The 26,672-nt window shown below is 53.7% G+C and carries 25 protein-coding genes; 16 read left to right on the top strand and 9 right to left on the bottom strand.

What is annotated here, in order from left to right; all coding sequences use genetic code 11:
• Nucleotides 1-2: 2 nt before the first annotated feature.
• On the top strand, nucleotides 3-410 hold the full coding sequence (locus tag BS29_RS02565; protein ID WP_229955666.1) for a PaaI family thioesterase: 408 nt from the start codon (nucleotides 3-5) through the stop codon (nucleotides 408-410).
• 125 nt (nucleotides 411-535) lie between these two features.
• On the opposite strand, the gene BS29_RS02570 is transcribed toward BS29_RS02565, so the two are convergent.
• The 6 genes from BS29_RS02570 to BS29_RS02595 form a co-directional block, all read right to left on the bottom strand.
• The gene (locus BS29_RS02570) at nucleotides 536-1,348 is read right to left on the bottom strand and encodes a helix-turn-helix domain-containing protein (protein WP_229955667.1); all 813 of its coding nucleotides are present in this window, start codon (nucleotides 1,346-1,348) and stop codon (nucleotides 536-538) included.
• Nucleotides 1,349-1,484: 136 nt separating this feature from the next.
• Nucleotides 1,485-1,718, bottom strand: a complete 234-nt coding sequence (locus BS29_RS02575) for a biotin/lipoyl-containing protein (RefSeq protein WP_229955668.1) — start codon at nucleotides 1,716-1,718, stop codon at nucleotides 1,485-1,487.
• Between the two features lie 2 nt (nucleotides 1,719-1,720).
• Nucleotides 1,721-2,713 (bottom strand): alpha-ketoacid dehydrogenase subunit beta, encoded by a 993-nt coding sequence (locus tag BS29_RS02580; RefSeq protein ID WP_229955669.1) that lies wholly within the window; start codon nucleotides 2,711-2,713, stop codon nucleotides 1,721-1,723.
• Nucleotides 2,710-3,693, bottom strand: coding sequence for a thiamine pyrophosphate-dependent dehydrogenase E1 component subunit alpha (locus tag BS29_RS02585; RefSeq protein WP_326838489.1), 984 nt, complete (start codon nucleotides 3,691-3,693; stop codon nucleotides 2,710-2,712). Before BS29_RS02585 ends, BS29_RS02580 begins: the two co-directional genes overlap by 4 nt.
• A gap of 106 nt (nucleotides 3,694-3,799) precedes the next feature.
• Nucleotides 3,800-4,570 carry an N-acyl homoserine lactonase family protein gene (locus tag BS29_RS02590; protein ID WP_229955670.1) on the bottom strand — a complete coding sequence of 257 codons (771 nt, stop codon included), beginning with the start codon at nucleotides 4,568-4,570 and terminating at the stop codon, nucleotides 3,800-3,802.
• A 34-nt stretch (nucleotides 4,571-4,604) separates the two neighbouring features.
• A complete protein-coding gene (locus BS29_RS02595; RefSeq protein ID WP_229955671.1) occupies nucleotides 4,605-5,576 on the bottom strand; it encodes a Kelch repeat-containing protein in 972 nt (323 codons plus the stop codon).
• Between the two features lie 122 nt (nucleotides 5,577-5,698).
• Between BS29_RS02595 and BS29_RS02600 the strand changes: the two genes are divergently transcribed.
• The 3 genes from BS29_RS02600 to BS29_RS02610 all read left to right on the top strand — a co-directional run bounded on the left by BS29_RS02600 (nucleotide 5,699) and on the right by BS29_RS02610 (nucleotide 9,164).
• The gene (locus BS29_RS02600; protein ID WP_229955672.1) at nucleotides 5,699-6,700 is read left to right on the top strand and encodes an NADP-dependent oxidoreductase; all 1,002 of its coding nucleotides are present in this window, start codon (nucleotides 5,699-5,701) and stop codon (nucleotides 6,698-6,700) included.
• Nucleotides 6,701-6,797: 97 nt separating this feature from the next.
• On the top strand, nucleotides 6,798-8,009 hold the full coding sequence (locus BS29_RS02605; RefSeq protein WP_229955673.1) for an acyl-CoA dehydrogenase family protein: 1,212 nt from the start codon (nucleotides 6,798-6,800) through the stop codon (nucleotides 8,007-8,009).
• A 15-nt stretch (nucleotides 8,010-8,024) separates the two neighbouring features.
• Nucleotides 8,025-9,164, top strand: a complete 1,140-nt coding sequence (locus BS29_RS02610; RefSeq protein WP_229955674.1) for an acyl-CoA dehydrogenase family protein — start codon at nucleotides 8,025-8,027, stop codon at nucleotides 9,162-9,164.
• A 16-nt stretch (nucleotides 9,165-9,180) separates the two neighbouring features.
• Here BS29_RS02610 and BS29_RS02615 read toward each other — a convergent pair whose 3' ends face one another.
• Entirely contained in the window at nucleotides 9,181-9,561 is a 381-nt protein-coding gene (locus tag BS29_RS02615; RefSeq protein ID WP_229955675.1) for a nuclear transport factor 2 family protein, read from the bottom strand.
• Between the two features lie 93 nt (nucleotides 9,562-9,654).
• Between BS29_RS02615 and BS29_RS02620 the strand changes: the two genes are divergently transcribed.
• The 6 genes from BS29_RS02620 to BS29_RS02645 all read left to right on the top strand — a co-directional run bounded on the left by BS29_RS02620 (nucleotide 9,655) and on the right by BS29_RS02645 (nucleotide 14,807).
• Nucleotides 9,655-10,425 (top strand): SDR family NAD(P)-dependent oxidoreductase, encoded by a 771-nt coding sequence (locus tag BS29_RS02620; protein ID WP_229955676.1) that lies wholly within the window; start codon nucleotides 9,655-9,657, stop codon nucleotides 10,423-10,425.
• A 78-nt stretch (nucleotides 10,426-10,503) separates the two neighbouring features.
• Entirely contained in the window at nucleotides 10,504-10,911 is a 408-nt protein-coding gene (locus BS29_RS02625; protein WP_229955677.1) for a Zn-ribbon domain-containing OB-fold protein, read from the top strand.
• A 12-nt stretch (nucleotides 10,912-10,923) separates the two neighbouring features.
• Entirely contained in the window at nucleotides 10,924-12,069 is a 1,146-nt protein-coding gene (locus BS29_RS02630; protein ID WP_229955678.1) for a thiolase family protein, read from the top strand.
• Between the two features lie 130 nt (nucleotides 12,070-12,199).
• On the top strand, nucleotides 12,200-13,363 hold the full coding sequence (locus BS29_RS02635) for an acyl-CoA dehydrogenase family protein (RefSeq protein WP_229955679.1): 1,164 nt from the start codon (nucleotides 12,200-12,202) through the stop codon (nucleotides 13,361-13,363).
• A 14-nt stretch (nucleotides 13,364-13,377) separates the two neighbouring features.
• Nucleotides 13,378-14,400, top strand: coding sequence for an NADP-dependent oxidoreductase (locus tag BS29_RS02640; RefSeq protein WP_229955680.1), 1,023 nt, complete (start codon nucleotides 13,378-13,380; stop codon nucleotides 14,398-14,400).
• A gap of 8 nt (nucleotides 14,401-14,408) precedes the next feature.
• On the top strand, nucleotides 14,409-14,807 hold the full coding sequence (locus tag BS29_RS02645) for a limonene-1,2-epoxide hydrolase family protein (protein ID WP_229955681.1): 399 nt from the start codon (nucleotides 14,409-14,411) through the stop codon (nucleotides 14,805-14,807).
• 4 nt (nucleotides 14,808-14,811) lie between these two features.
• Here BS29_RS02645 and BS29_RS02650 read toward each other — a convergent pair whose 3' ends face one another.
• Nucleotides 14,812-15,684: an SDR family oxidoreductase gene (locus tag BS29_RS02650; protein ID WP_229955682.1), complete on the bottom strand. Its 873-nt coding sequence runs from the start codon at nucleotides 15,682-15,684 to the stop codon at nucleotides 14,812-14,814.
• Between the two features lie 161 nt (nucleotides 15,685-15,845).
• Here BS29_RS02650 and BS29_RS02655 point away from each other — a divergent pair, with 161 nt between their 5' ends.
• The 4 genes from BS29_RS02655 (at nucleotide 15,846) to BS29_RS02670 (ending at nucleotide 21,352) form a co-directional block, all read left to right on the top strand.
• Nucleotides 15,846-18,419 carry a TonB-dependent receptor gene (locus BS29_RS02655; RefSeq protein ID WP_229955683.1) on the top strand — a complete coding sequence of 858 codons (2,574 nt, stop codon included), beginning with the start codon at nucleotides 15,846-15,848 and terminating at the stop codon, nucleotides 18,417-18,419.
• Nucleotides 18,420-18,579: 160 nt separating this feature from the next.
• Nucleotides 18,580-19,389, top strand: coding sequence for an SDR family NAD(P)-dependent oxidoreductase (locus BS29_RS02660; protein ID WP_229955684.1), 810 nt, complete (start codon nucleotides 18,580-18,582; stop codon nucleotides 19,387-19,389).
• An 88-nt stretch (nucleotides 19,390-19,477) separates the two neighbouring features.
• Nucleotides 19,478-20,734: a NupC/NupG family nucleoside CNT transporter gene (locus tag BS29_RS02665; protein ID WP_229955685.1), complete on the top strand. Its 1,257-nt coding sequence runs from the start codon at nucleotides 19,478-19,480 to the stop codon at nucleotides 20,732-20,734.
• 12 nt (nucleotides 20,735-20,746) lie between these two features.
• On the top strand, nucleotides 20,747-21,352 hold the full coding sequence (locus BS29_RS02670) for a CDP-alcohol phosphatidyltransferase family protein (RefSeq protein ID WP_229955686.1): 606 nt from the start codon (nucleotides 20,747-20,749) through the stop codon (nucleotides 21,350-21,352).
• A gap of 250 nt (nucleotides 21,353-21,602) precedes the next feature.
• On the opposite strand, the gene BS29_RS02675 is transcribed toward BS29_RS02670, so the two are convergent.
• Nucleotides 21,603-23,756 (bottom strand): FAD-dependent oxidoreductase, encoded by a 2,154-nt coding sequence (locus BS29_RS02675; RefSeq protein WP_229955687.1) that lies wholly within the window; start codon nucleotides 23,754-23,756, stop codon nucleotides 21,603-21,605.
• 289 nt (nucleotides 23,757-24,045) lie between these two features.
• Here BS29_RS02675 and BS29_RS02680 point away from each other — a divergent pair, with 289 nt between their 5' ends.
• Entirely contained in the window at nucleotides 24,046-25,089 is a 1,044-nt protein-coding gene (locus BS29_RS02680) for a LacI family DNA-binding transcriptional regulator (protein WP_229955688.1), read from the top strand.
• Nucleotides 25,090-25,175: 86 nt separating this feature from the next.
• Entirely contained in the window at nucleotides 25,176-26,582 is a 1,407-nt protein-coding gene (locus BS29_RS02685; protein ID WP_229955689.1) for a sugar porter family MFS transporter, read from the top strand.
• Nucleotides 26,583-26,672: the final 90 nt, after the last annotated feature.

Raw genomic sequence — 26,672 nt, forward strand, 5'->3', positions numbered from 1 at the left:
CTTTGGATTCAATACCGGAAGGGTTTCAACCAGCGACATTTTCCAGCGGATTTCTGGATGTCGCTGGCCCCTATTTCACGCGCAACGAGGCCGATCATATTGCGGTCGGCATTCGGATTACCGACGGACATTTGAACGGGATCAGCGTCGCGCATGGCGGTGTACTCACCACCCTGGCCGACGTGGCGCTTAGCTATCAGCTCTTTGTCAGCGAAAAGCCGCGACTGCCAATTGCCACGATCAATCTCAGTACGAATTTCCTCAGCGGCGCGAAGCTAGGGGATTGGGTCGTGGCCCATGCTCATATTGACCGAAAGGGCAAGCGAACGGCTTATTGCCATGGCGAGATTGTTGCCGGTGACCGGTTGCTGATGACGATGACGGGCGTGTTCGCATTGTTGCGGAATTGAGCCTGCCGTTGCCACCTTATCGTCATCCTGAACTTGTTTCAGGATCTCTCTGGTCTTGGTGGCTCCCCAGATCCTGAAACAAGTTCAGGATGACGAATGCTATGGTCGGTGGGGAGGCTGCGCAATCAATCCGTCGCACCCAGATACCCCAGCTGCCCCGCCTTAAAAATCGTCTGACCTCGATTGACACTATTCAGTTTTTGCCCCGCACGATTAACATGATAGCGGATCGTCGCGTGGCTGAGCGACAGGATCATGCTGATTTCCTTGTCTGTCTTGCCGATGGCGGCCCAATGCAGGCATTCCGCTTCGCGTTTCGAAAGGATGCAATTGGCTGGCATTCGGTGCTTTTTGCGCATTGCCAGAACATAGCCAGTGACAAAGCGGCTGGTTACGATTGCCAGGAAATCGGAATAAAGACGGTAGGGTTCACTCAGATCTGTCACTTCATAATCTTTTGGAGTGAAACTGACTGCTGCGATCTGGCCGAATGGCAAATGGACCGGAATCAGTATTGCCGATTTAGCGGTGGCACCAGTGTCGTAAAATTCCTTCAAGTCGATCTCGTCAAGATATTCATTCTGCCAATGGCCATGAAAGCCGTCGGCATTGCACCAGATCGGCTCGCTTTCATAGCGACAGGCGCGCGGCAGCGGCGAACTAAGCGCCAGTCTGGTGTCTTCCCACCAGCGCTCGCCTTCAGCAACCCAGCCGAAAATATCCTTGTTGATCAGTTCCCCTTCGGCATCAACCAAATGGGCTTTGGATGAAATGTCCGCGCTGACCGCAATGCGGAAGCCATAGGATTGCGCAATTTGATGGATTGCCTCTGCCGCAGGGCGGATTTCCGCTGCGTTGGTGATGGTGACACTATCTACATTGCGACGGAATGTGGCCTTCGAAACATCGGGTATTTCTGCAACAAAATTTTCTGCCATAACAGCGCTTATCCTCCGTGGAGCCCTTATATCTGGACCCTCAACTTGCGCCACTTGTCGCGTTGTTTGGTTTTGCAGTCAACCAAACATTACTAATAATGTTGATAGGGTATCAAACTGGCACTTTGATGGCCGGTTATTCGATCGTCCCAATCAGTTCGCCAACCGGATATTCTTCCCCTGTTGTATCTACCAGAATCTTGAGTTTTCCCGTCGCCGGCGATTCGACTTCCTGGGTCGATTTGTCATTTTCCAGAGCATAGATTTCCTGCCCTTCGGTGACGTCCGCACCATCAGGTACAAGCCATTCTGCCAGCGTCCCGACTTCCATGCTGAACCCCAGTTTCGGTATTCGTATTTCAGTAGCCATTTTTACCCCAATATTTTGCGAATTTCGCGTTCGATATCGTCTTCGCTGAACATCCACGCTTTTTCGATCGCAGGAGAGAAGGGAACCGGCGCATAGCCCGATCCAACCCGGCCAACCGGCCCTTTAAGTTCAGAGAATAGCTCTTCATGGATCCGCGATGAAATTTCCGCACCGGTGCCGAAATTTTTCACCGCTTCATGTACGACGACAGCAGCCTTGGTCTTGGCGACACTTTTGAGGACGGTTTCCTCGTCAAACGGCGCGATCGTACGCAAATCAACCACTTCACAGGAAATGCCTTCACCAGCTAGTTTCTCGGCAACGGCATGGGATGCACCGACGCCGCGGCCATAGGTGATGAGGCTGATATCGCTGCCTTCGCGTGGAACCGATGCTTTGCCCAGCGGCACGACATGGTCTGGCGCTGGTGCTGGACCCTTGGTGAAATAAGTCGGTGTGTTCTCGATAAAGATCACCGGATTTGGATCCATGATCGAAGAATAGAGCAAGCCATAAGCATCGGCTGGATTGGAAGCCGCAACGACTTTCAGGCCGGGAACATGGGCCAGCCATGCCTCCAGCATATCACTATGCTGTCCACCAAGGCCGGTACCAGCACCGGTTGTGGTGCGAATGGTCAAAGGCACGCTTGTCTGACCACCGGACATGAAGCGCAGCTTGGCTGCGTGATTGACAATCTGATCCATCGCCACAGTGATGAAGTTCATCAGCATGATTTCCGCGACCGGTTTGTAGCCAACCAGCGCCGAACCAACGGCGGCACCAACAATCGCCTGCTCGGAAATAGGCGTTGAACGGACACGGTCGGTGCCAAATTTTTCCGATAAACCGAGGGTCACTTTGAATACACCGCCGCCTTGTTCGTCGGCAATATCTTCACCCATAAGGATGACTTTCGGATCGTCGGCCATCGCTTTGGCCATCGCCATGTTACAGGCCTGAGCGAACATAATTTCTGCTGGCTTCTCGCTCATGCTGCAATCTCCACGTCCAGAACATCGATGCGATATTCATCTCCAGGCGGATAAGGTGCGTCGAGTGCATATTGCGCGGCTTCATCAATTATCGCGGCATTTTTTGCTTCGATAGCGGCGATATCGGCTTCGCTAATCTGCATGTCGAGCAGTTGTTGGCGCAGGATCGGCATCGGATCATCTTTCAGCGCCTGCTCCATTTCCGCTTCCGGAATATAGTGGCCCGTATCGCCGAGCAAATGGCCGTGGAAGCGGAATGTCATTGCCTCGATCAATGTCGGACCATTTCCAGCACGCGCATATTCGACGGCCTCTTTCGCCGCGGCATACATTTCGCTGGCATCATTGCCATTGACCCGTACCGACCGCATGCCCAGACCATCGCCGCGCTGTTTGATCGTTTCGGAACTGGTCGCAAAGGCCATCGGCGTGTGTTCGGAATAGAGGTTGTTCTGGCAGAGGAAAATCACAGGCAATTTCCAGACCTGCGCCATGTTAAGGCCTTCGTGGAATGCACCGATATTAGAAGCGCCATCACCAAAGCAGCAGACCGTTACTTTGCCGTCTTTTTCCAGCTGGCTGGCCAGACCCAGACCATTGGCAATCGGAATACCCGATCCGACAATGCCCGTCGTGACCATCACGCCAGTTTCAGGGTGAGTGATATGCATCGGCCCGCCTTTGCCCTTGCAAGTTCCCGCCATTTTGCCTGCAAACTCGGCCCAAAGGTCTTTGGAAGGAATGCCTTTGGCGAGCTGGTCATGCAGACCGCGATAGATGGTAACCAGATAATCTTCCTGATTGACCGCCGCCATCATCGCGGCAGAAACAACTTCCTGACCGCGCACGGGATAATAGACAATTTGCAATTGACCGGCGCCGATCATTTTGCGGAATTTGATATCCGATTGCATGATCAGGTCTGCGCGGGTGAAAATGTCGATCATGACATCTTTGTCTGCCATCTGTGTATCGCTCAAGGCTTCGCTCCTTTAATAATTGCCCTCTGACGGGGAATTTGCTCTAAAATCTACATAGCGCAGGCAGGGGTGCCCGCCACTATTGTTATAGGGAGTAGGACGGGTATCAGATTGTGCCCGGGCCGCTCAGATCGAGCGCTTGCGCCTGTGGGACCATCGCCCAGAAATCTGGGTCATGACCATAGAAAATCTGCGCTCCATTTCGCCGCAATTGCGATAGTTTTTCGAGCGATCCGCGATATTGATCCACATTGTAGCAATGATCGGGCAAATGCATCTCGTCCAGCGAACGTCGCATATTGCAGCAATCGGCAGCAAGCACTGCTTCGCCGGTTGCTGTCTTCACCCGAACCGATTGATGGCCCGGCGTGTGGCCAGCGGTCGGAAAAATTATCACTGTGCCGTCACCAAATAGGTCATGATCTCCAGCGATGCGCTTGACCGATTGGCCCGTGTCAAAGTCCTGTAAATCATAGGCCGTGTCTTCACCGCTCATGCCAAAATCCCATTCGGGTTCCTGAACGATGATCGTCGCGTCGGGGATCAGGGCGTTACCACCGGCATGGTCGATATGGAGATGCGAGTTGATCACATAATCGATCCTAGCGGGATCAATATCTAGCGCGCGCAATCGATCCGCAACGCTCTCGCCCTTCGGCATATCGACAATTTTACCGAGTCCTTTTTCCATCCCGACAAACCGGTCACTGAAACCGGTATCGAAGAGCACCAGACCATTGGGATGATCGATCAAGAAGACACAAGCCGGAACTTTCGCCTTGCCCGGTTCGCCATCAAGAAAGAAGCTCATCGGCAGGGTAATGTAGCCGCAGGTAAATGCGTAGAGCAGCACACCTTCGTCTTTGCTGGTTCTCATTGTTGTTCCCCTCCCCTTGTTATCCGCCTTGCTGTTATTCGATAGTATCAATCGCCAGTGTCTGAGCCGTACCGGTTACGGAATAGATGGTCTCCATCCCCGGTCGCGCGCCGCCTCCGACGATTGTGATGTCGCCGGATATTTCCTTGTCGCTGACTGCAAAGCCATGGCGCGGCTGATCGAGAGGCTCGCCGGCGGACCATTGCATTGTCTCAAGATCCAATATGTCATGATCGGCAAGAACTTTCCCGGCACTTAGCGACTCGCCACCAAATATATGCAATCTGTTGTTGCTGACAAAAGCACCATGGCCACCGCGCCCACGCGGCATATCCGGCAGATTCTCCCAGCGGTCTTCGGTCAAATGATAGGCATCGACTTGCTTCATCTCGCTGCCAAATTCGGTGCTGCGTCCGCCGGTAACATATACCAAGGGTCCAGCGCGGGCGATGGCATGGGAGTGGCGCGCTGTCGGCATCGGTTGCATAGCCGACCATGTGTCAGCCGCGATATCATAACGCCACATGGTGTTGAGATCCGTCCCGTCATCCTGCCCGCCAATGAGATAGAGGGCACCGTCAAAATGGGTCATCGCATGCTGGCCGATCGGATGCGGCAGCTTGCTGATCTCGGTCCAGGCGCTGGTCGCAGGATCATAACGAAAGAGACCGGCCTCTTGGTCCGCTTCGAACGGGAGTGCGACATATCCCCCTGATGCATAGACATGCCGGTCATCTGCCGCCATCGCGACATGATGGAGGGCCCGCGGGAGTTTGCCGCATCCTGACCAGCTATTCGATGTCAGATCCAGCGCTTCGCAACTGTCGAGGACCCGGAACAGTCCGATCCCACCCGCGACGTAGAGTTTTCCGTTGAGCGTTGTCGCGTGAATTTCCGAACGCGCTTCCCGCATTCCGTCATTCCAGCCGAGGGTGGTGCGAGCTAGAAAACCGCCTCCGATCAGCAGGAGGATCAGCAAGACGGTGAAGGCAAAAAATTTCTTCATAGGCTCGATATGCCATAGAATCGGAAATTCTCTACCCTTTTGACTGCTATCAAAGCTGCCAGTTATCTCTTGGACTATCGGTGATCTATCAAGCTGCTCTTATTGCGTAACGGGAGAAGATAATGACCGACAACAGACAATGGCTGATCAACGGACGCCCAAAAGGACGCGGATTGGTTGACGATGATTTCAAGAAGGTCGTGACGCCAGTTCCCGAGGTTGCCGAAGGTCATGTGCTGGTCAAGAACGAAATTCTCGGGTTCGATCCCGCGCAAAAAGGCTGGATGGAAAATATTGGCGGCTATGTTGCGCCTACAGAAATTGGCGAAGTCATGCGTGGCAGTGGAGTCGGAACCGTGGTCGAGTCGCGTGATCCAAAATTTGCGGTTGGTGACAAGGTCATGGGCATGCTGCGCTGGCAGGATTATGCCATGGTTCCCGGCAGCGAACTGAACAAGGTTCCTGATGATGAACTGCTCGGCGCAAATTTGGGCGCTCTGGGCACAACCGGTATGACCGCCTATTTCGGCCTGCTCAAACACGGTCGACCGCAACCCGGCGATACTTTGGTAGTGTCAGGGGCAGCGGGCGCCACGGGATCGATGGTTGGACAGATCGGCAAGATCGCCGGATGCCGGACTATTGGAATCGCAGGCGGCAAGGAAAAATGTGACTGGCTGACCGAAGATGTCGGCTATGATCACGCGATTGATTATAAAAACGAAGATGTCCGGGCGAAGCTGAAAGAGCTTTGTAACCAGTCAATCAATGTCTTTTATGACAATGTGGGCGGAAGCATATTGAATGACGCGCTATCGCATATCGCCATGCATGCACGCGTCGTGATTTGCGGGGGCATTTCTCGCTATGAAAAGGGCGATATGCCAGCCGGTCCGGAAAATTACTTCAACCTGGTCTTCAAGCGCGGCACCATGTCCGGCTTCATCGTGTTGGATTATATGAGCGAATATCCCGAAGCGCAAAAACGGATGCGTCAGTGGATCAAAGAAGGTAAAATCACCTTCAAGGAAGACATTCAGGAGGGTTTTGACAATATCCCCAACACCCTGAAGCGGCTGTTCGCAGGCCAGAATTTCGGCAAGCAAATGCTGCGGCTAGATTGACGCGTTATTGGGCTGGTTCTTCTTTCGGGCTAACTATTTGCGCAGTGCCAGCCCTTCGCAGTCTGCAATATGACGGTTTGATTACGAGAGGGAAATTATGAGCGATCTGGAACAGTTCCGCGCGGAAACACGGGCTTGGCTGGCAGAAAACTGCCCGGAAGAAATGCGCGATGGTGACATTACGGCAGAGAATCAATGCTGGGGTGGCCGTCAATGGGAGTTCCAGTCCGATGCCCAGAAACGCTGGTTTGAAGCCGCCTTGGCCAAAGGTTATACGGTTCCGACCTGGCCCAAGGAATATGGCGGTGCCGGCCTGTCAGCAGACGAAGCTAAGATTCTTACCGAAGAACGCGACCGGATCAACGCGCGCAAGCCGCTCAGCAACTTTGGCATATCCATGCTTGGGCCCGCTTTGCTGGCTTTTGGTACGCACGAACAGAAACTGATGCATCTGGGAGCAATCGCGCGCGGTGAAATTCGCTGGTGTCAGGGCTATTCGGAGCCGGGTGCAGGTTCTGACCTGGCTTCGCTCAAAACCAAATGTGAGGACAAGGGCGATCACTGGCTGATCAACGGTCAGAAAATCTGGACGTCCAATGCCGATATCTCCGACTGGATATTCTGTCTGGTCCGCACAGATTTTGATGCGCCCAAGCATAAGGGCATTACTTTCATCCTGATGGATATGGCGAGTGAAGGAATCAGCGTAAAGCCGATCATCCTGATCTCCGGCCATTCGCCCTTTTGCGAAACTTTCTTTGACGATGTGAAAGTGCCGAAAGCCTACGGCGACGATAACCTATCGGTTGTGGGCGAGGTAAATCGTGGTTGGGATGTAGCGAAAAACCTGTTGGTGCACGAACGCGGCATGCTGGGTACAATGTCGCCGCTACGCGGGGCTACCGGGCCTGAAAATCTTGGTGGCTATGCCGCCGGAGAAATTGGCGTGGATGCAACCGGGCGTCTGGATGATCCGTCTTTGCGTCAAAAAATCGCCCAGGCCGAAATTGATGACTGGGCCTATAATCTGACGGTGGAGCGGCTGAATGACGAGGCCAATGCCGGAAATGGACTGGGCGCAAAATCGTCCATGCTGAAATATGCAGCGTCTGAACTGACCAAGAAAGGCAGCCAGCTGCGCATGGATATCGGCGGAACGGATGCTGCGACCATTGGTCCTGACGGCATTGAATATGGCAGCCTGGCTAATACATGGCTCTACAATCGCGCTTATTCCATCCTCGGCGGCACGACCGAGGTGCAACTTAACATCATTTCCAAGCGCGTCTTGGAACTGCCGAGCGCGTAAGAAGGCGAGATAGCTATGTCCCTAATTCTCACCGAAGAACAGGAAATGCTGCAAGATGCGGCCAACGGTTTTTTGGCTGAAAATGCTCCGGTTGCTGCTTTTCGCGAAGTCAGGGACAGTAAGAATCCAGACGGATTTTGCCGCGATTTGTGGAAAGAAATGGCCAACATGGGCTGGGCCGGAATCATCGTGGAAGAGGAATTTGGCGGTAGCGAATTTGGCTATGTCGGTGCCGGTGTTCTCGCCGAGCAGATGGGGAGAAACCTTACCGCTTCTCCGTTTTTCTCAACCTCCGTACTGGGTGCAACCGCTGTCCAGCGTTACGGCACGGCTAAGCAGAAAGAACAGCATTTGGGCTCAATTTGTGATGGTTCTACACTGTTTGCGCTAGCTGTTGATGAAGGGCCGCGCCACCGCCCGGAACATATCGAATTTGCCGCTACGCCGCACGGCAACGGCTATAAACTGTCCGGCGCCAAGACCTTTGTCGCTGATGGCCACGTTGCTGATAAACTGATTATCGCGGCCCGCACTTCGGGTGACGCGAATGACCCATCGGGAATCACATTATTTCTGGTGGATGCGAATGCAGCAGAGATTGAACGCACCCACACACCGATGATCGACAGCCGTAGTGCGGCCAATATCAAGGTTGATGGCCTGGAGGTCACCGGCGATGATATTTTGGGTGAAGTCGATGGCGGCTATGAAGCGCTCGAAGGCATCTTGTCAGCGGGGCGCGCCGTGCTAGGCGCGGAAATGTCGGGATCGTCGCAACAGGCTTTTTCGATCACCACAGATTATCTGAAAGAACGCGAGCAATTTGGTCAGAAAATCGGTTCGTTTCAGGGATTGCAGCATCGCGCGGCCCATCTCGCGACCGAAATTGAAATGACGAAGTCAGCGGTGCTCAAATCCCTGCAATTGCTCGACGATGATTTTGAAAGCGCATCAGCTACTTGTTCCATGGCGAAAGCCAAATCCGGCATGACCGCGCAGCTATCCACGCAGGAAGCGATCCAGATGCATGGCGGCATTGGCGTGACCGACGAATATGATGTTGGCCTTTATTTCAAACGCGTCCATGTTGCGCAGCAAATGTTCGGCGATGCGGGTTTCCATGCGGATCGGTTAGCGAAACGATCTGGCTATTGAGCGGTTGACGGGAGACCTAGCCATGGCTCATCGTGATATTGGCTGGGCCAAAATGCGCGGTCATTTTTACAACCTTACCGGCTTCGTCAAAATCAAAAATGTCGATCACTTCCACCGTCAGAATCTTGCCATCCGCTTGACCGATAGCGGCGCGAAAGGGGACAGCAGCGGTATTTGCGCTCGTTCTGATAGTATCGGTAAGTTCGGCTTTCGCGCCACCGGCAAAGGCTTTTTTGTAAAAGGCCAGGATATCCGAACCGGTTTTGGGCTCCGTGCCAGCCGGATCTTCAACCGCGGCATTGTCTGCATAGATTTCCATAACCGCATCCATGTCACCGGCGTTAATCGCGGCCATATAGTGGTGAACGATCTCGGTCATATGTTCGGGCGTTGGCATTGGGTTTCCTTTCTGAAGAATGGAACGAATATTAGAGGCGCAGGGCACAAACCGGCGTCTCCCTAATTTGATAGGGATTTGAGGAGAGATGATATGACAGGGCGGCTGGAAGGAAAAGCGGCGATTATCACCGGTGGTGCGTCGGGCATTGGCGCCGCGATGGTGAAGCGCTTTGCCGAAGAGGGCGCGAGCCTGATTTCCACAGATATCCAAATTGAGCTTGGCCAAAAGGTCGCCGATGAAGCCGGTGCACTTTTCGTGGAGCAGGATGTTTCCAGCGAAGCGGGCTGGCAAGCTGTAATAGCCAAGGCACAATCGGAATTTGGCCGCCTTGATATTCTCGTCAACAATGCCGGAATCGTGGCAGCCAAATCGATTGAGGAAATTGATCTGGAAAGCTGGCACCATCTGCTCGATATCAACCTGACCGGTGTGATGCTGGGTTGTCAGAATGCGATCAAGGCGATGAAGCAAAACCCTGGCGGATCATCAGGTTCTATTATTAATATCGCTTCGACATCAGCCTTTGCTGCGCTTCCGGGAGACGTCACTTATACTGCTTCCAAAAGCGCGGTTCGGATGTTGACCCGGTCTGTGGCAGTGCATTGCGCGCAGCAAGGTCTCAATATTCGCTGCAACAATATCGTACCGGGCGGGACCCATACCGGGATTATCGATGCGGCCAAAGAGGTTGTGCCGGATATCTATGATCGGGTTGCCGCGATGTCGCCGACGAACCGTATGGGTGAGGGGGCGGATATGGCCGGGGCAGCGGTCTATCTGGCCAGCGAAGATGCGGCTTTCGTAACCGGTAGTGACCTGTTGGTTGACGGCGGGATGCTCGCTGTGCATCCGGGTTACTGAAGACATAACCTAGCCGTTTTGGCAGTTATTGGGCATCATGCTTTGCCCTAATGTCCCCAGCAATAAAGGAGAGGGCGAATGAACGCGCAGCCAATTGCCGATAATCTGTTCACCGACGATAATATGACCGCTCTGGTCGGCGCGCGAAACAAGCAGACGGGCCATATATCTTTCCCGCTGCCGCTGACGCCCAATGACGATATCGAGCCGATAGCGCTGGCTTCGCGGGGTACCGTGTGGACTTATACGGTGCAGCGCTTTCCGCCCAAAACGCCTTATGCGGGCCCGGCTGATCCGGAAAATTTCAAGCCTTATGTCGTCGCCTATGTTTCCCTGCCGGGTCAGACGATGGTGGAATCGCGGCTAACGGGAATAGAGCCCGAAGATGTTAAAATCGGCATGGAAGTGGAACTGACGGCCATCCCGCTGGACCCGGATGCGCCGGCCAGCGAGCAAAAGATGATCCACGCTTTCCAGCCTGTTTGAGGAGATATTGCAATGAGCGACGTATGCATAGTAGGCGCAGGTATCCATCCCTTTGGCCGGACCGAAGGCCGTGATGGTATGGATCAGGGGGTTTACGCCGTAAAACAGGCGTTGGCCGATACCGGCATTGCGTGGGAAGATGTCGAATTTGCTTTTGGTGGCTCGGCGGCCTCTGGCGCGGCTGATACCATGGTGTCGAAGCTGGGACTGACCGGTATCCAGTTTATCAATGTTTCCAATGGCTGTGCCACGGGCGGCTCGGCGCTGAATGCAGCGGCCAGTGCAATCAAGTCCGGCGAATATGAACTCGGCATGGCGGTCGGTTTCGACAAGCACCCTCGCGGCGCGTTTAATGCAGACCCGTCGGCATATGGCCTGCCCAACTGGTATGGCGAAGCCGGCTATATGCTGACGACGCAGTTTTTTGGCGCGAAGATCATGCGTTATCTGCATGAGAATAATCTCAGCACCGAGGCGCTGGGACGGGTCTCCGAGAAAGCTTTTCGCAACGGGGCCAAGACGGACCATGCGTGGCGACGCAGCGAAGTCGATCTCGAAACCATCATGAATGCGCCGATGATCAGCGATCCGCTGAACAAATATATGTTCTGTTCGCCGGCTGAAGGGGCGGTTGCCCTGATCCTTGCCAGCGAGAAAAAGGCGAAGGAACTGGGCGGACCGATGATCCGGCTGAAAACTTCTGTCATGCGCACAAGGCCGCCGGGATCGTTCGAGGTTTTTGCCGCCTCCATCGACAATGAGCGCGGCGGTACTGCGACCGAAATCGCGGCCAAGGCGGCTTTCGAACAGGCAGGCATGGGACCGGAAGATATCGATGTTGCACAGCTTCAAGATACCGAATCTGGTGCTGAGATCATGCACATGGCAGAAAACGGCTTTTGTCCCCATGGCGATCAGGAGAAATGGCTGATCGAGGGGCGGACCGAGATAAACGGGGCGCTGCCTGTGAATACCGATGGCGGCTGTCTGGCTTGCGGGGAGCCAATTGGTGCTTCCGGATTGCGGCAGGTCTATGAAAATGTCGTGCAGCTGCGCGGTACGGCGGGCGAGCGGCAGGTGCCGGGCGATCCGAAGACCGCCTACACGCAAGTTTATGGCGCGCCGGGTGTCTCGGCAGTGACGATATTGCAGCGTTGAGTTTTTGCTCTATTTGCTGGAGAGGTTGTGCTGCGCACTTGATGCGGAGCCCAGGTTAGACGGGCGTGACAGCCACCCTAGGCTCCGCATCAAGTGCGGAGCACGTTGCTAGAATATTTAAGGAAAACCATTGAACCACGAAATTAGTGCCGAAGCCCGGACCATTGCCGACAAAGTTGAAGCCTTTGTCCGCGATAAAATATTCGCCTATGAAAAAGACCCGCGCTGCGAGGACCATGGACCGACCGATGAACTGGTGCAGGAAATGCGCGCCTTGGCAAGAGAAACCGGTGTCCTGACGCCGCATATCCGCGAAGACGGCAGCCATTTGACCCATCTCGAAACCGCTCTGGTATTACGCAAGTCGGGCCTGTCTCCGCTTGGACCACTGGCGGTCAACACGTTCGCGCCGGATGAAGGAAATATGTACCTGCTCGGCAAATGCGCATCGCCGGAGCAGAAAGAGCACTTTCTCAAACCGCTGGTAGACGGGACCACGCGCTCCGCCTTTTTCATGACCGAACCGGCCAGTGAAAATGGCGCGGGTTCTGATCCGATGATGATGCAGACCACCGCCAAACCGGACGGCAATCACTGGGTCATTAACGGCCGCAAGACCTTCATCACCGGGGCCAAAGGGGCGACGGTCGGGATAGTCATGGCAAAATCCGATGATGGCGCCTGCATGTTCCTTGTCGATTTGCCCGATCCGGCCATAACCATCGAGCGCGTCCTCGACACGATCGACAGTTCCATGCCCGGCAGCCATTCGGTGGTGAATATCGACAATTTGCGCGTACCTGCTGACCAGATGCTCGGCGAAAGTGGTGAGGGTTTCAAATATGCGCAGGTCCGGTTGGCACCGGCGCGACTCACCCATTGCATGCGATGGCTCGGCTGCTGTGACCGGGCGCAGGAAATTGCCACGGACTATGCCTGCAAGCGGATGGCTTTTGGCAAACCGTTGGTCGATCATGAAGGCGTCGGTTTCATGCTGGCGGAAAACCAGATTGATCTGAAGCAAGCAGAGTTGATGATCGATTGGTGCGCACGCGTTCTCGATACTGGCGACATCGGCACGACCGAAAGCTCGATGGCCAAGGTTGCGGTGTCCGAAGCTCTGTTCCGCATCGCCGACAAATGCGTGCAGGTCATGGGCGGCACCGGCCTCAGCCGGGATACTGTTGTAGAGCAGGTGTTCCGCGAAGTCCGCGCCTTCCGTGTTTATGACGGCCCGACCGAAGTGCACAAATGGTCACTCGCCAAGAAAATCAAGAAATCCCAAAAGATTTGAGCAGAGGAAAACCGATGACCAAGAACCGCAAATTCACCCTTGTCAGTCGCCCTGATGGCGAACCCAAGCCGAGCGATTTCGCGCTGGTCGAGGAAGATTTGCCGGAACTGGAGGATGGTTCGTTTCTTGTTCGCAACCATTATATCTCGCTCGATCCGGCACAGCGCGGATGGATGAGCGATGCAGAGAGCTATATGCCGCCAATAGCCTTGGGTGCGGCGGTGACAGCCAGTGCCGTGGGCCGCGTCCATGCCTCCAAGAATCCGGACTTTCCAGAAGGTCAGTGGGTTGTCGGTCTGGCGGCGATGGAGGAATATTCGGTGGTTCAGGCTGGTGGCTTTACCGCACCGGTAGATGCATCGCTTGTTCCTTCGCCGACCAATTTTCTCTCGGTCTTGGGCGCTGTCGGCATGACGGCCTATTTCGGTATGATCGATGACGGCAAACCCAAAGAAGGCGAGACTTTGCTTGTCACCGGCGCGGCTGGCGCGGTTGGATCGCTGGTTGGTCAGATTGGCAAGATCAAAGGCTGCCGGGTCGTCGGGATCGCTGGCGGTGCCGAAAAATGTGCAAAATTGGTCGATGACTACGGCTTTGACGCAGCGATTGATTATCGCGGCAAGAGTCAGGCAGAGCTTGAGGCAGAGATAGCAGCTGCTGCCCCCGACGGTGTCGATATCATCTGGGAGAATGTTGGCGGCATAATCATGGATGCCGGTATTGCTTCGATTAACGAATATGGCCGGATGGTGCTGTGCGGTCTGATCAGCGAATATAACAGCCCCGAGCCCGTGGGCACGCGCAACCTGTGGTATCTCATCTCGCGTCAGGCGACGATTAAAGGGTTTCTGGTCCGGGACTATCCGCCGCGCTTTCCTGAGGGCATTGCGCAGATGGGGCAGTGGTTGGCCGAAGGCAAGATCAAGCATGACGAGGATATCGAGAAAGGTATCGAGAACAGCTATGACGCCTTCATGAAGCTGTTCTCCGGCGGCAATCAGGGCAAGCTGATCCTGGACGTCTCGCCCGAGGAATAAGGAGTTTCATGATGTCAAATGCCGCCGAACAAATCGTCGTCGACTTTATCGAAAGCTGGAACCGGATGGACTATGATTCCATCTACGCCGCGATGGCGGATGATATTTTCTACCACAATATCCCGATGGAGCCATGCGAAGGGATCGAAGCAGTGCGTGCCTTTTTCGAAGGCTCCGGCATGGGTTCGGATGGAGCGGAATGGATAACCCATCACATTGCCACCAACGAGAATGTCGTTTTGACCGAGCGGACCGATAAATTCCGGATCAACGGCCAATGGATCGCCATTCGGGTGATGGGCACGTTCGAGATTGAAAATGGCAAGATCGCCAAATGGAGAGACTATTTCGATCTCGCCCAGTTTCAGGGCGAAATGGCGCGTGTGATGGGTGATGCCAACGGCTGAACCGTCAGCTTGGCTGATAAAGCGTTCCGTTATCCACTGGATACTCGCCCGCCGTCATAAAACGCGATGCGTCGCTGGCCAGATAGACACATAGTTCAGCTACATCCTTGGGATGGCCCAGCCCTCCCAGAGGGATCATTCCCGTTTCGGGCGTCGGCTCGCCCTCTGCGCCAACAGCCGCTTGCCGTACCATCGGCGTGTCGATACCCGCGGGATGCAGACTGTTGCAGCGGATCGGGTAATTTTGCTCCTTGCAATGTAGAGCGACTGATTTGGTTAGCGAACGCACGCCGCCCTTCGCTGCTGCATAGGCGAGGAAAGGGGAATAGCCCTGTAGGGCTGCCATCGAGCTGAGATTTATGATCGAACAGAGCTCGTCCTGGGTCTTCATAGCGTTCACCGCCGTCTGGCAGCCGAGAAACACACCTTCAAGCATGACGGCATTGGTCAGCCGAAATTGCTCCAGCGTACAATCTTCGATCGTGGCTGGGATCACCAATCCTGCATTGTTCACCAAGATATGGGGGGTTCCGAACGCTTTTGCGGTTTCGTCAAAAACCGACTGCCAGCGGTCTTGATCCGCGACATCCTGATGCAGGGGCAGCGCACCGGATCCAATGCCGGCGGCGACAGCCTCAGCGCTCTCTGCATTAACATCCGTTACGACCACCTTTGCCCCTTCCTGCGCAAAGGTTTCGCTGATCGCTTTTCCAAGGCCAGAACCGGCGCCTGTGACTATTGCAATTTTACCATCTAACCGGCCCATAATATCTCCCTCCAAACCTGATTGCTGGCGCCATAGGCTGTGATCCGGCGCATCATAGCAATCCCCATTATCGTTAGTTTCCGTAACGGTTTCCTGATTTCTCCCTGCCATATTGTTGCGCGAATATCACAGTTTTGCATATTTGCTATCAAATTGGCTAGCAGAGCGTCTGCCAACTCCTGCTTAAGATGATCGCATAATTAGCGCGGAAAAACCGCCAGTTATTTTGGATGGGGTCCGGGGCGTGGTCCGGGACTTAATGGGAGAGAGCGATGACTACACATTCACAACGCCACAAAACTATTTTTACGAGCAAATCAGCACGGGGATTGCTGATGGGTTCTGCTGCCAGCTTGGCCTTGGCCGGCGCTGCTGCTCCGGCGCACGCACAGGATGGTGCTGAAGATGATGATAGCAATGTCATTACGGTTATCGCGCGTAAACAGACAGAGACGTTGCAGGAGGTTCCGGTGACGGTAACCGCGATTGGTGGCGATACGCTGGAAAATTTCCAGGTGAATGAAATTGCCGACGTGGTCAGCCGGGTCCCTGCATTGAACGTTCAGGTTGGCGGTTCTGGTTCAGGTGGTCAAATTAGTTTGCGCGGTGTGGGGTCATCCAATATTTCCGCTTCGTTTGACTCCGCGGTGGCATTTGATTTTGATGGAGTGCAGATCAGCACCATGCGCCTTGTTCAAGCTGGTTTTTTCGATGTAGAACAAATTGATGTGCTCAAAGGTCCGCAGTCATTGTTCTTTGGTAAAAGTGCCTCGGCTGGTGTGTTTTCCGTTCGTTCGGCTAATCCGACGCCAGATTGGGAAATTGGCGGCAAGGCAGCCTATGAGTTTGAAGAAAAGGGTTACACGGTAAGCGGATACATATCAGGCCCGCTAAGCGATACGTTAGGTGTGAGAGTTGCCGCGCAATTCAATGATATTGAGGATTATGTTGATTTGGCTCCGGGTACGCCCGCCTTCAACCCCGACGGGTCGGTTAGGGATAGTCGGGGATTAACAAATTTCGTAAGTCGTGTGACTTTCCAATGGGATCCGTTCGATAATTTCAATGCAAATCTGAAGCTAAATTATATCAAGAATGAAAATGATGGTGCCATTGCACATTCAGATATAAATTGCGGAGCGAATGGGGTTGCGGATCCAATCGTATTGTTGGGTGGCGGCATTGTTGTTCCGTCGAATGCTGATTGCAATGATACCGATGGATTGTATCACCACGTGGACTTTGCACCTGCTTTGGGTGCCCAGCTTCCCGTAGAATCGTCTGTAGCCGATCGTTTTCGAAACGGTATTCCGTTCGGTGAAACAGATATCTTCTTTGGCCGTCTAAGTTGGGATTTGGATGTTTCGGACTCTTTAACACTATCGTCAGTCACCGGTTATCTGAACTTGGATGCTATCGACCTTGACAGTTACGGCTATGTTGGTGTCGGCCCAGGCAACACCCCATTTGGCGTTGGCGGAAGTGATCCCAGAAACAGGACGGAACAGTTTACGCAAGAATTGCGCTTAGCCAGTGATTATGATGGGATGTTTAACTTCATGATTGGCGCATTTTATGAAAGCCGTGAAATTGATTTCGATACCTCACAGCAAGCGGTGAATATCTCTCTTGCCTCTGCCGATCCGACCTTGCCTATTTTTACAATCCCGGACCCAACATCTCCGGTATCTGGGACTAATGTTCCTGTATTTCAAGGGCTTGCGCAGGGTTCCGGAGGATCATTTGATTGGCACAAGCAGCATAGCACAAAAACTGAAGCCTTATCTTTTTTCGGTAGCGTGACGCTTGATCTGACGGATCAACTACAACTCTCAGGTGGAATTCGCTGGACGGATGAGCAAAAAGTCAACACGATCAGCGTGCCTTATCTCCATAATTTATTGGAATTCACGAGCAATGATCCGGTTACCGGAGACCCACTGCCAGCAGGTGTTTTTGTGGACAGTCCCGGCTTCGTAACCGAAGGCTTCTTCTCTGGGCCAATCAAGTTCTCGGACTCGAATTTCTCGCCGGAAGTTTCACTCCGGTATCAAGCGACGCCTGATGTCAATATCTACGCGGCGTTTAAAACCGGCTTCAAGTCAGGCGGCATCGATAACAGTGCGTTACCGTCAAATTCTCTGCAAGCGGCTGCTGCAGCTGGCAATTTCGATTCTCTAATTTACGAGTCTGAAACCGGGCTTGGTGGAGAGATTGGCGTTAAATCACAATTTGCTGATCGTACAATCACCGCCAATCTTTCGGCATTTTACTATGTGTTTGATGATTTACAGGTTCAAAACTTCGATGCGATCAACATTCAGTTCCAGACCTTCAACGCCAGTCAACTGACCAGCAAAGGCCTGGATCTTGAATGGGCGTGGCGGACTCCCGTAGAGGGGTTAAGCTTTTCGGGTGCCCTAGCCTACACCGATGCCAAGTTTAGCGATACATTTATCACAACTTCAGGTGAAGACTTGGATGGTCGACGAGCGGCTCGCGCACCAGAGTTTGCCGGCAATATCGCTTTTGATTGGAGTGTTCCCATGAGCGATGCCATTGAATTGGGTTTGAATGGTAACCTACAATATAGCGGTTCCTATTTTACAAATGAGGATTCTCTGACCGATCTTAAGCAGGATAGCTATGTGTCGATTGACGGAGCAATTTCCGTTGGAGATCCGGACGGTAAGTGGAAATTGTCGTTGATAGGTGTGAACCTCACCGACGAAATATGGATTAACACCAGCGGCGGACGTCCATTCCTGCCCGCAGATGGCGATGACCTTGTCGTCACCCAAAACCGTGGCCGTCAGGTCTTTGTGGAGGCCAGCTTCAAGTTCTGATCAACTCTCCCGTTGATCACAGAGGGCCGGGACAGCTGGGGGCTGTTCCCGGCCTTTTCTTTGGGGCCATGTGCTACTTCGGTAGCCATATTGAGAGTAGCTCGCCAGCGGGCAAACACTATTATGCTGGGCAAAATTCAGAAAGGTTGAGGAGCAGATCATGGGACGTCTTGAAGGAAAAAGAGCCATAATCCTGGGCGCCGCTGGCGCGGGCAATATGGGGCAAGTCATGGCAAAGCGCTTTCGCGAGGAAGGGGCAGACGTTCTCGTTGCCGGACGCAAGGAAGACGAGTTGAAACGTTTTGCTGAAGAATTGGGCAGTCACTATGCTTTATGCGATTTGACCAGCGAAGCCGACGTCAATGCGCTGGCCGAAACGGCGACCGGCAAAATGGGCGGTGTGGATATTGCGATCAACGCCACCGGTCTGGGTTTCCTGAAGCCGTTTCTGGACAATACGCGCGAAGAGCTGGAGATGATGTCGGCGCTGCAACTGGTTGGGCCGTTTCAATTTTATCAGGCGATGATCAAGGCGATGAGCGCCAATGATCCCAGTGGTGGTTCGATCATTCAGATCAGTTCGGCAACTGCCACGATCATGCTGAACGATCATGCCGCCTATATGGGTACCAAGGCCGCAACCGATCATATCATTCGCTGCATTGCTCATGAATTTGGTGAGCAGGGCATCAGAGCCAACAGCATTTCGCCGGGCCTGACCCGCACGCCGATGACGGCCGGTGTCGATCAGGTACCAGGCTTGGTGGAATCGTTTGAAGCGCGTTATCCGCTGGGCCGTATCGGCACCAGCGAGGATATTGCCGCCGCTGCTGTTTTCCTGGCCAGCGACGAATGTTTCATGACTGGCGAGAATTTGCAGGTCAATGGCGGCCTGTGCCTGCGCGGCAATCCAACCCGCAAGGATCAGGAATTGATGATGGGCGCTATTGCCGCCGCCAATAGCGGATGACCTAAAACCCTGTTGGCGCTGCGGCAATTTTCCGCCATGAAGGTGCATTGATGCATCGGCACGGGGAAGATTGCTATTGCTTGACATATTGAGTCAGCTTCAGGGCTTTATCGGAATAATCTTCATTCTGACCATTGCCTGGGCCTTGTCGGAAAATCGTAAGGATCGCCCAAGCTGGCGTTGGATTGCGGGGGCGATTGCGGTGCAGTTCATCCTTGCCGTGGCGATTGTTCGTATTCCGGTCATCTGGGACATTATCGGCCTTGCCAATCAGGGCGTGCAGGCAATTGAACGGGCGACTTTGGCCGGTTCGAGTTATATGTTCGGCTATGTTGGTGGCGCAGAGCTGCCCTTTATATTGAAAGAGGGCGCGGCCCCGCCGCTGATCATCGCTTTCCAGATATTGCCGCTGGTGATCGTCTTTTCTGCGCTGGCAGCATTGTTATGGCATTGGCGGGTTTTGCAGATCATCGTCAAAGGCCTGTCCTGGGCCTTACAAAAAACTATGGGTGTCAGCGGTGTTGTCGGCCTCAGCGGCGGTGCCAATATTTTCCTGGGGGTTGTCGAATCCCCGCTCGCGGTGCGTGCCTATTTTGAGAAGATGAGCCGGGCCGAACTGTTTGCGATCATGGTGTTGGCCATGTCGACAATATCCGGTGCGATACTGGTGCTTTATGCGACGACGCTGGAGAAGACGGTGCCCAATGCGGTGGGGCATATGATTTCGGCGTCGCTTATATCACTGCCGGCTGCGATTTTGCTGGCCCGACTGATGGTTCCGGGCCTGTCCGACACCAAGGTGAATCGCGAGGAGCCGGGTCTGAAATATGACAATAGCATTGATGCGATCATCAAGGGCACGATGGACGGCCTACAACTGTTCCTCGCTGTCATGGCCGTCATCATCGTGCTCTTCGCTTTTGTCGCGCTGATCGATCAAATCCTCTCTATTCTGCCACTTGTTGGCGGTGAGGTGCTCACACTGAAACGCATATTCGGGTGGATATTCGCGCCGTTGATGTGGATGATCGGCGTGCCTTGGGAAGAAGCCGCGGCGGCTGGGTCGCTGATGGGGACCAAGGCAATTCTCAACGAATATGTCGCTTATCTGGAACTGGCCGCACTGCCCGTCGATACGTTCAGCGCCAAGGGACTATTAATTGTTACCTATGCACTGTGCGGGGTTGCCAATTTGGCGAGTGTCGGCCTGATCATCTCAACAATCGGCACGCTATGTCCGGAGCGCCGTGCGGAAGTTGCGGGACTGGGGATGAAAAGCTGGTTCGCCGGAAATTGTGCGACCGCAATGACCGGGGCAGTCATCGGGATCATCACATGGGTTTAAGGTCTTTTCATCATGTTTGATGCCAAAATCCGGCCGCTGATTGATCCGCCGCTTAATGCGGTTGGTCGCGCTTTGGCGCGGATTGGCTTCACCGCCAACAGCATCACCTTGTTGGGTCTCGGTTTCGGCCTGGGCGGCGCCTATGCTGTGTCACAAGAGCATTATGGTTGGGCCTTGGCACTGGTAGTGATTGGCCGGATATTGGACGGTCTTGATGGCGCTGTAGCGCGCGCCACAAAAAAGACAGCCTTTGGCGGTTATCTCGATATTGTCTGCGATTTCATCTTTTATGTGTCGATTCCGCTGGCCTTTGGTATTGCCGATCCGGCTAATTCACTGCCCGCGTTAATGCTGGTAGCCGCGTTCACAATTACCGGGATCAGCTTCCTCGCCTTTGCCGTCACCGCTGCCGAACAGGGAGCCGAGACCAGCGCTCATGGTGAAAAGAGCTTCTTTTACAGCACGGGAATTGCGGAGGGCGGCGAGACGATCACGTTCTTCCTGATCATGTGCCTCTTCCCGATGCATTTCGCTGCGCTAGCCTATATTTTCGCGGGGCTGTGCGTGGTGACGGTGCTGCAGCGGACCGTGCTAGCATGGATGAGTTTCCGTGATTGAACGTTAGCGGTTTGTATTATCCGCTTTCCTACATTACCGAAACCATGGTAATTTGGAGCAGCTCCTTCTTGATTTTTGAACATTATGCTCCGGTCATATTTTTGATCGCGCGAAGGCGCGAAGCAGCGAAGATAGTCTCCTTAGAGAAGCTTTTTATCGGCTGCCGCAATGTCTTTGCGTCTTCGCGCCTTCGCGCGAAAAAAACTTCAAAAGGACATTGTGAACTTTGTGAACTTCGTGGCTCTCCGGTCTAACTCCGCGCCCAATTGAAATAGCGTTCCAGCCATTTCAGCGCCCATTCCGGCTTGTGCTTTTTGCGCCACTCGCCAGCGGCAAATTTATTCGCCTCTGCCATGGTTGGATAGGTATGGATCGTACCCAAAATCTTGCCGAGGCCCAGGCCATGTTTCATCGCGAGCACATATTCTGTGAGCAGTTCCCCGGCATTTTGCCCAACTATGGTGACGCCCAAAATCCGATCCTTGCCAGGAGGTGTCAGGACTTTGACAAAACCTTCGGTGGCGCTGTCGGCAATGGCGCGGTCGAGATCATCAAGGCCATATTTGGTGATCTCATATTCAATGCCCTCTTTCTCTGCTTCCTGCTCGTTCAAACCAACATGCGCGATTTCGGGATCAAGGAATGTCGTCCATGGCAGGAATTCATAGCTAGGCTTGAACTTTTTGTAGCGACCGAACAGCGCGTTAACCGTCGCAAACCAGGCCTGATGCGAAGCGTTGTGGGTCAGCTGATAAGGACCGGCTACGTCGCCAGCCGCATAGATATGCGGGAAAGTAGCCTGAAGATGATCGTTGGTCACCAGCGTCCGGTCGGTTTCTACGCCAAGCTCTTCAAGACCAAAGCCTTCGAGCCGCGCCGCGCGACCAACAGCGATCAGAAGGTCATCAAAGGGCAGGGCCTGCTCGCCGCTGTCATTCTCGACGATGATCATCTTCGTGCCATTCTGCATTTCGGTGCGCAGCGCTTTATGGTTGCAGAGCAGGGTAACGCCAGAATCGGTCAGCGCCTTGGCCGCGATTTCGGACACATCCTCGTCTTCTATGCCCATGATGCGGTCCGCCATTTCGATCAGGGTCACGTTGCTGCCCAGCCGCGCAAAGGATTGCGAGAGCTCACAGCCAATTGGGCCGCCGCCAAGCACGATCATTTTTTCCGGGACAACATCACGTTTCGCCATTTCTTCCCATAGCGTGTCACTAGTCAGATATCCCGTATCTTCCAGACCAGGGAGGGGCGGAACAAATGGCCGCGCGCCGGTTGCGAGAACAATCGCTTTGCCGGTCAGTGTTTGGGAGCCGCCGTCATTGCGCTCAATCTCGACCGTCCAGGGATCGGTTAACCGGGCATAGCCTTGTACCACATCCACGCCGAGGCCTTCAAACCGTTCGACGCTGTCATGGGGTTCGATGGTTTTGATTATGTCTTCGACTCGAGAGATTACATTTTTGAAATCAATGGCCGGCTTGGTAGCGGTAAGACCATAGCGATCAGCATGCTGCATCTGTTCGGCGACTTTTGCGCTTTTGATGAGTGCCTTCGAGGGGACACAGCCATAGTTCAGGCAGTCACCGCCCATTTTGCCGGATTCAATCAAGGTGACCTTGGCGTTGATTGTCGCAGCGATCAGCGAGGAAACGAGGCCGCCAGAACCTGCGCCGATGACGATCAGGTTGCGATCAAATTTCTTCGGCCTGGTCCATCCCTTGTAGATTTTCCGGTTTTTCAGGACGCTGATGATGCCCTTTGCGATCCAGGGGAATATGGCGAGCAGAACGAAAGAGCCGATGACAGGCAGTGAAAAGACTTCGCCAACCGAGTTAACCTGCGACAATTGCGTCCCGGCATTAACAAATACGATGGTGCCGGCGAGCATGCCGATCTGACTGGCGAAAAAATAAGTGCTGACACGGATTTTGGTCAAACCCATCAGCATATTGACTACAAAGAAAGGGAAGGCAGGAACGAGCCTTATCGAAATCAGGTAAAAGGCACCATCGCGCTTTATACCTTCATTGATCTTTTTGAGCCGTTGGCCAAATTTATTTTCCACCCAATCGCCAAGCAGATAACGCGAGGTGAGAAATGCAATGGTAGCGCCGATGGTCGAGGCAAAGGACACAACAATTGTGCCGACCAAAACGCCAAAAAGCGCCCCAGCGGCGAGTGTCATCACCGCAGCTCCCGGTATGGAAAGCGCCGTTACCGCCACATAGATCAGGAAGAATATACCGATAATGAGTACCGGATTGGCGCGATATTGCGCGTCTATTGCGTCTTGCTGCGCCTTCAGATTTTCTAGCGTGAGCTGGGAACCCAGATCATAGTGAAAAAACGCAAATATCGCCGCAACGATAACAGCTAGGAGCAATAATTTCTTCGACATGCCGGTTTTTCCTCAACCTTTGAACGGAACAGTTTTCTGTTGTTCGTGCCAAGGGCATAACTGGTTACACAGCCCCAGTCGATGCTGCTTTTAAGGTATTTGTTGAGAAAACTGCTGATCTTTCAAAGTCATGTCATTGGTTTGCTAGCAAGCTGAATGGGGTTCCGTTCGATTTTCTTGGAGAGCCGAACAATAAGAATGACAACCTTGTCAAAGGCGTTATTTTGTGCCATTCGGCATGCCTACACAAAGGCTGACGATGAACAGCGCTCGCTAGGAAGGATGCGGTTTGAACCATAGCGAAACCCGAAAGCCGGAGCAACGGGCGACCATGATTGATGTCGCCAAAGATGCTGGCGTGTCATTCAAGACTGTGTCGCGCGTGCTGAATGGTGAGAGAAATGTGCGGGAGGAAACCCGTCAGCTTGTTTTTGATGCCGCCGCTAGGTTGAACTACAAGTTGAATGCAGCGGCGCGCAGTCTTCGGGTTGGGGGGCCGCAAATAATTGCACTTCTCGTCCAGAACCCCAGCCGTAGTTATATTGAAAGCGTTCATCTCGGGGCTCTGCAGCGTTGCCACAAAAGCGGGATGCATCTGATCATGGAGGAATGCGAAGGTGGCCTGAGTGATATTGAGGCATTGATCGACAATACCTCACCGGTAGGTTTGGTCATCACACCGCCTTTATGCGACGATCCAGAGCTGATAGAAATGCTTGATTGCAAGAAAATCCGTTATGTCATGGTTACCCCGCGCTGCGCCGATGAGAAGCAGGCTTCCGTCAATATTGACAATCAAATTGCTGCGCAGGAGATGACGGATCATCTCATCGCGCTTGGGCACAAGCGGATAGGCTTTATCAAAGGACATCCCGATCATAGCGCGTCTGAGAAACGGTATCAGGGATATTTAAAAGCCCTACGAGCAGCGCAGATTGATAGCGATCCGGTGCTGGTTGAGGAAGGCGAATTTTCTTGGACCTCAGGTTTAACGGGTGCTGAGAAGCTGCTGGATTTAGCTGATCCACCAACGGCGATTTTTGCCAGCAATGATGACATGGCGGCAGCGGCTATCGCGGCTGCCTATCGCCGTAATCTTCATGTACCAAACGACCTTTCGGTTGTCGGCTTTGACAATACGCAGGTCGCTGCGGTGATCAGTCCGCAATTGACCACGGTGAACCAGCCGATTGCCGACTTGGTTTCGGAAGCGGTCGGCCTTTTGACCGATCAAACATTCCAATCAGGCGAACGGTCCAAACCGATATTTCTCGACCATCATCTGGTAACGCGCGAGTCCGCCGGACCCGCAAAAGCCGAAGTTTCAGCATAGATTTTAGGACGTAAAAACATAGTGCGGCAACTTACGACGAGAGAAGTCAACGTTGTCTATTTTTAAGGGAAGGGGAGGATTAATCCATGCAGACGCATGAAAATGAACAGACGAATATGGGGTTCATCGCGCTAATCGTGTCGATCGCGACCATTGGCGGATTTCTATTTGGCTATGACAGCGGAGTTATCAACGGCACCGTCGATGGCCTGAGAGCTGCGTTTAATTCTGACAGCGTCGGCACGGGCTTCAATGTCGCCTCCATGTTGCTCGGCTGTGCGGCTGGCGCTTTTGCAGCGGGTAAGTTGTCCGATATGTTCGGACGGCGGAACCTGCTGCTCGTTGCGGCTCTGTTCTTTATCATCAGCGCGTTTGGATCGGGTATTGCCGGGTCATCAATCGAGTTTGTGATTTATCGCATCCTTGGTGGTCTGGCTGTAGGCGCAGCGAGTGTAACCGCACCGGCCTATGTCAGCGAAGTCACGCCAGCATCAATGCGTGGCCGCTTGTCGAGCATTCAGCAGATCATGATCATCATCGGTCTGACGGCGGCTTTCCTCTCCAACTATTTGCTGGCAGCTTCTGCCGGTGCATCGACCAATGCTTTCTGGATGGGCTATGAAGCTTGGCGCTGGATGTTCTGGATTGAAATGATCCCGGCGACAATATTCCTGCTAGCACTGTTGGCGATTCCCGAAAGTCCCCGTTTTCTGGTCGTTAAAGGCCGTGATGCGCAAGCGGAAGGCGTGCTCACGCGCTTATTCGGCAGTGACGCGGCCGCATCAAAAGTCAAAGAGATCAGAGCCTCTCTGGCCGATGACCATGCGCCGAAATTCTCCGACTTAATGGACAAGACAACCGGCAAGGTTCGGACAATTGTGTGGGTTGGTATCGGCCTTGCGACTTTCCAGCAGCTGGTCGGGATTAATATCGTCTTCTATTATGGCGCCGTGCTTTGGCAGGCGGTTGGTTTCAGTGAGAATGATGCGCTGTTGATCAATATCTTGAGCGGATCATTGTCGATCATCGCTTGTCTCGCGGCCATTGCCTTGATTGATAAAATCGGCCGCAAGCCCTTGCTGATCATCGGGTCGGCCGGGATGGCAGTGACGCTGGGCATTATGGCGGTCGCCTTTTCCAGCGGGTCTATTGTCGATGGCCAGTTGGTATTGTCTGACAATGCCGGCACGATCGCGTTGATCAGTGCCAATGCCTATGCGGCCTTGTTCAACTTCAGCTGGGGTCCGGTCATGTGGGTCATGCTGGGTGAGATGTTCCCGAACCAGATTCGCGGATCCGGTCTCGCAGTCAGCGGCCTGGCGCAATGGTTGTCCAACTTTGGTATCACCATGGCGTTTCCGATCATGCTGGTCAGCATTGGCCTGGCTGGTGCCTATGGTTTCTATGCGCTTTGCGCGGCAATCTCGGTCTTCTTTGTTTACAAGATGGTCAAAGAGACCCGCGGCAAGGAACTGGAGGAAATGGAGGGCTGATCCATTTGGAATTGCGGGAGCTGCGGTCTGTGTTCGGGCCGCAGCTCTGGTATACGAATTCAGTCATCAAACTGCAGTTTTTGCAAGCGA

It is taken from the genome of Parasphingorhabdus litoris DSM 22379, from assembly GCF_020906275.1.
Lineage (GTDB): Bacteria > Pseudomonadota > Alphaproteobacteria > Sphingomonadales > Sphingomonadaceae > Parasphingorhabdus > Parasphingorhabdus litoris.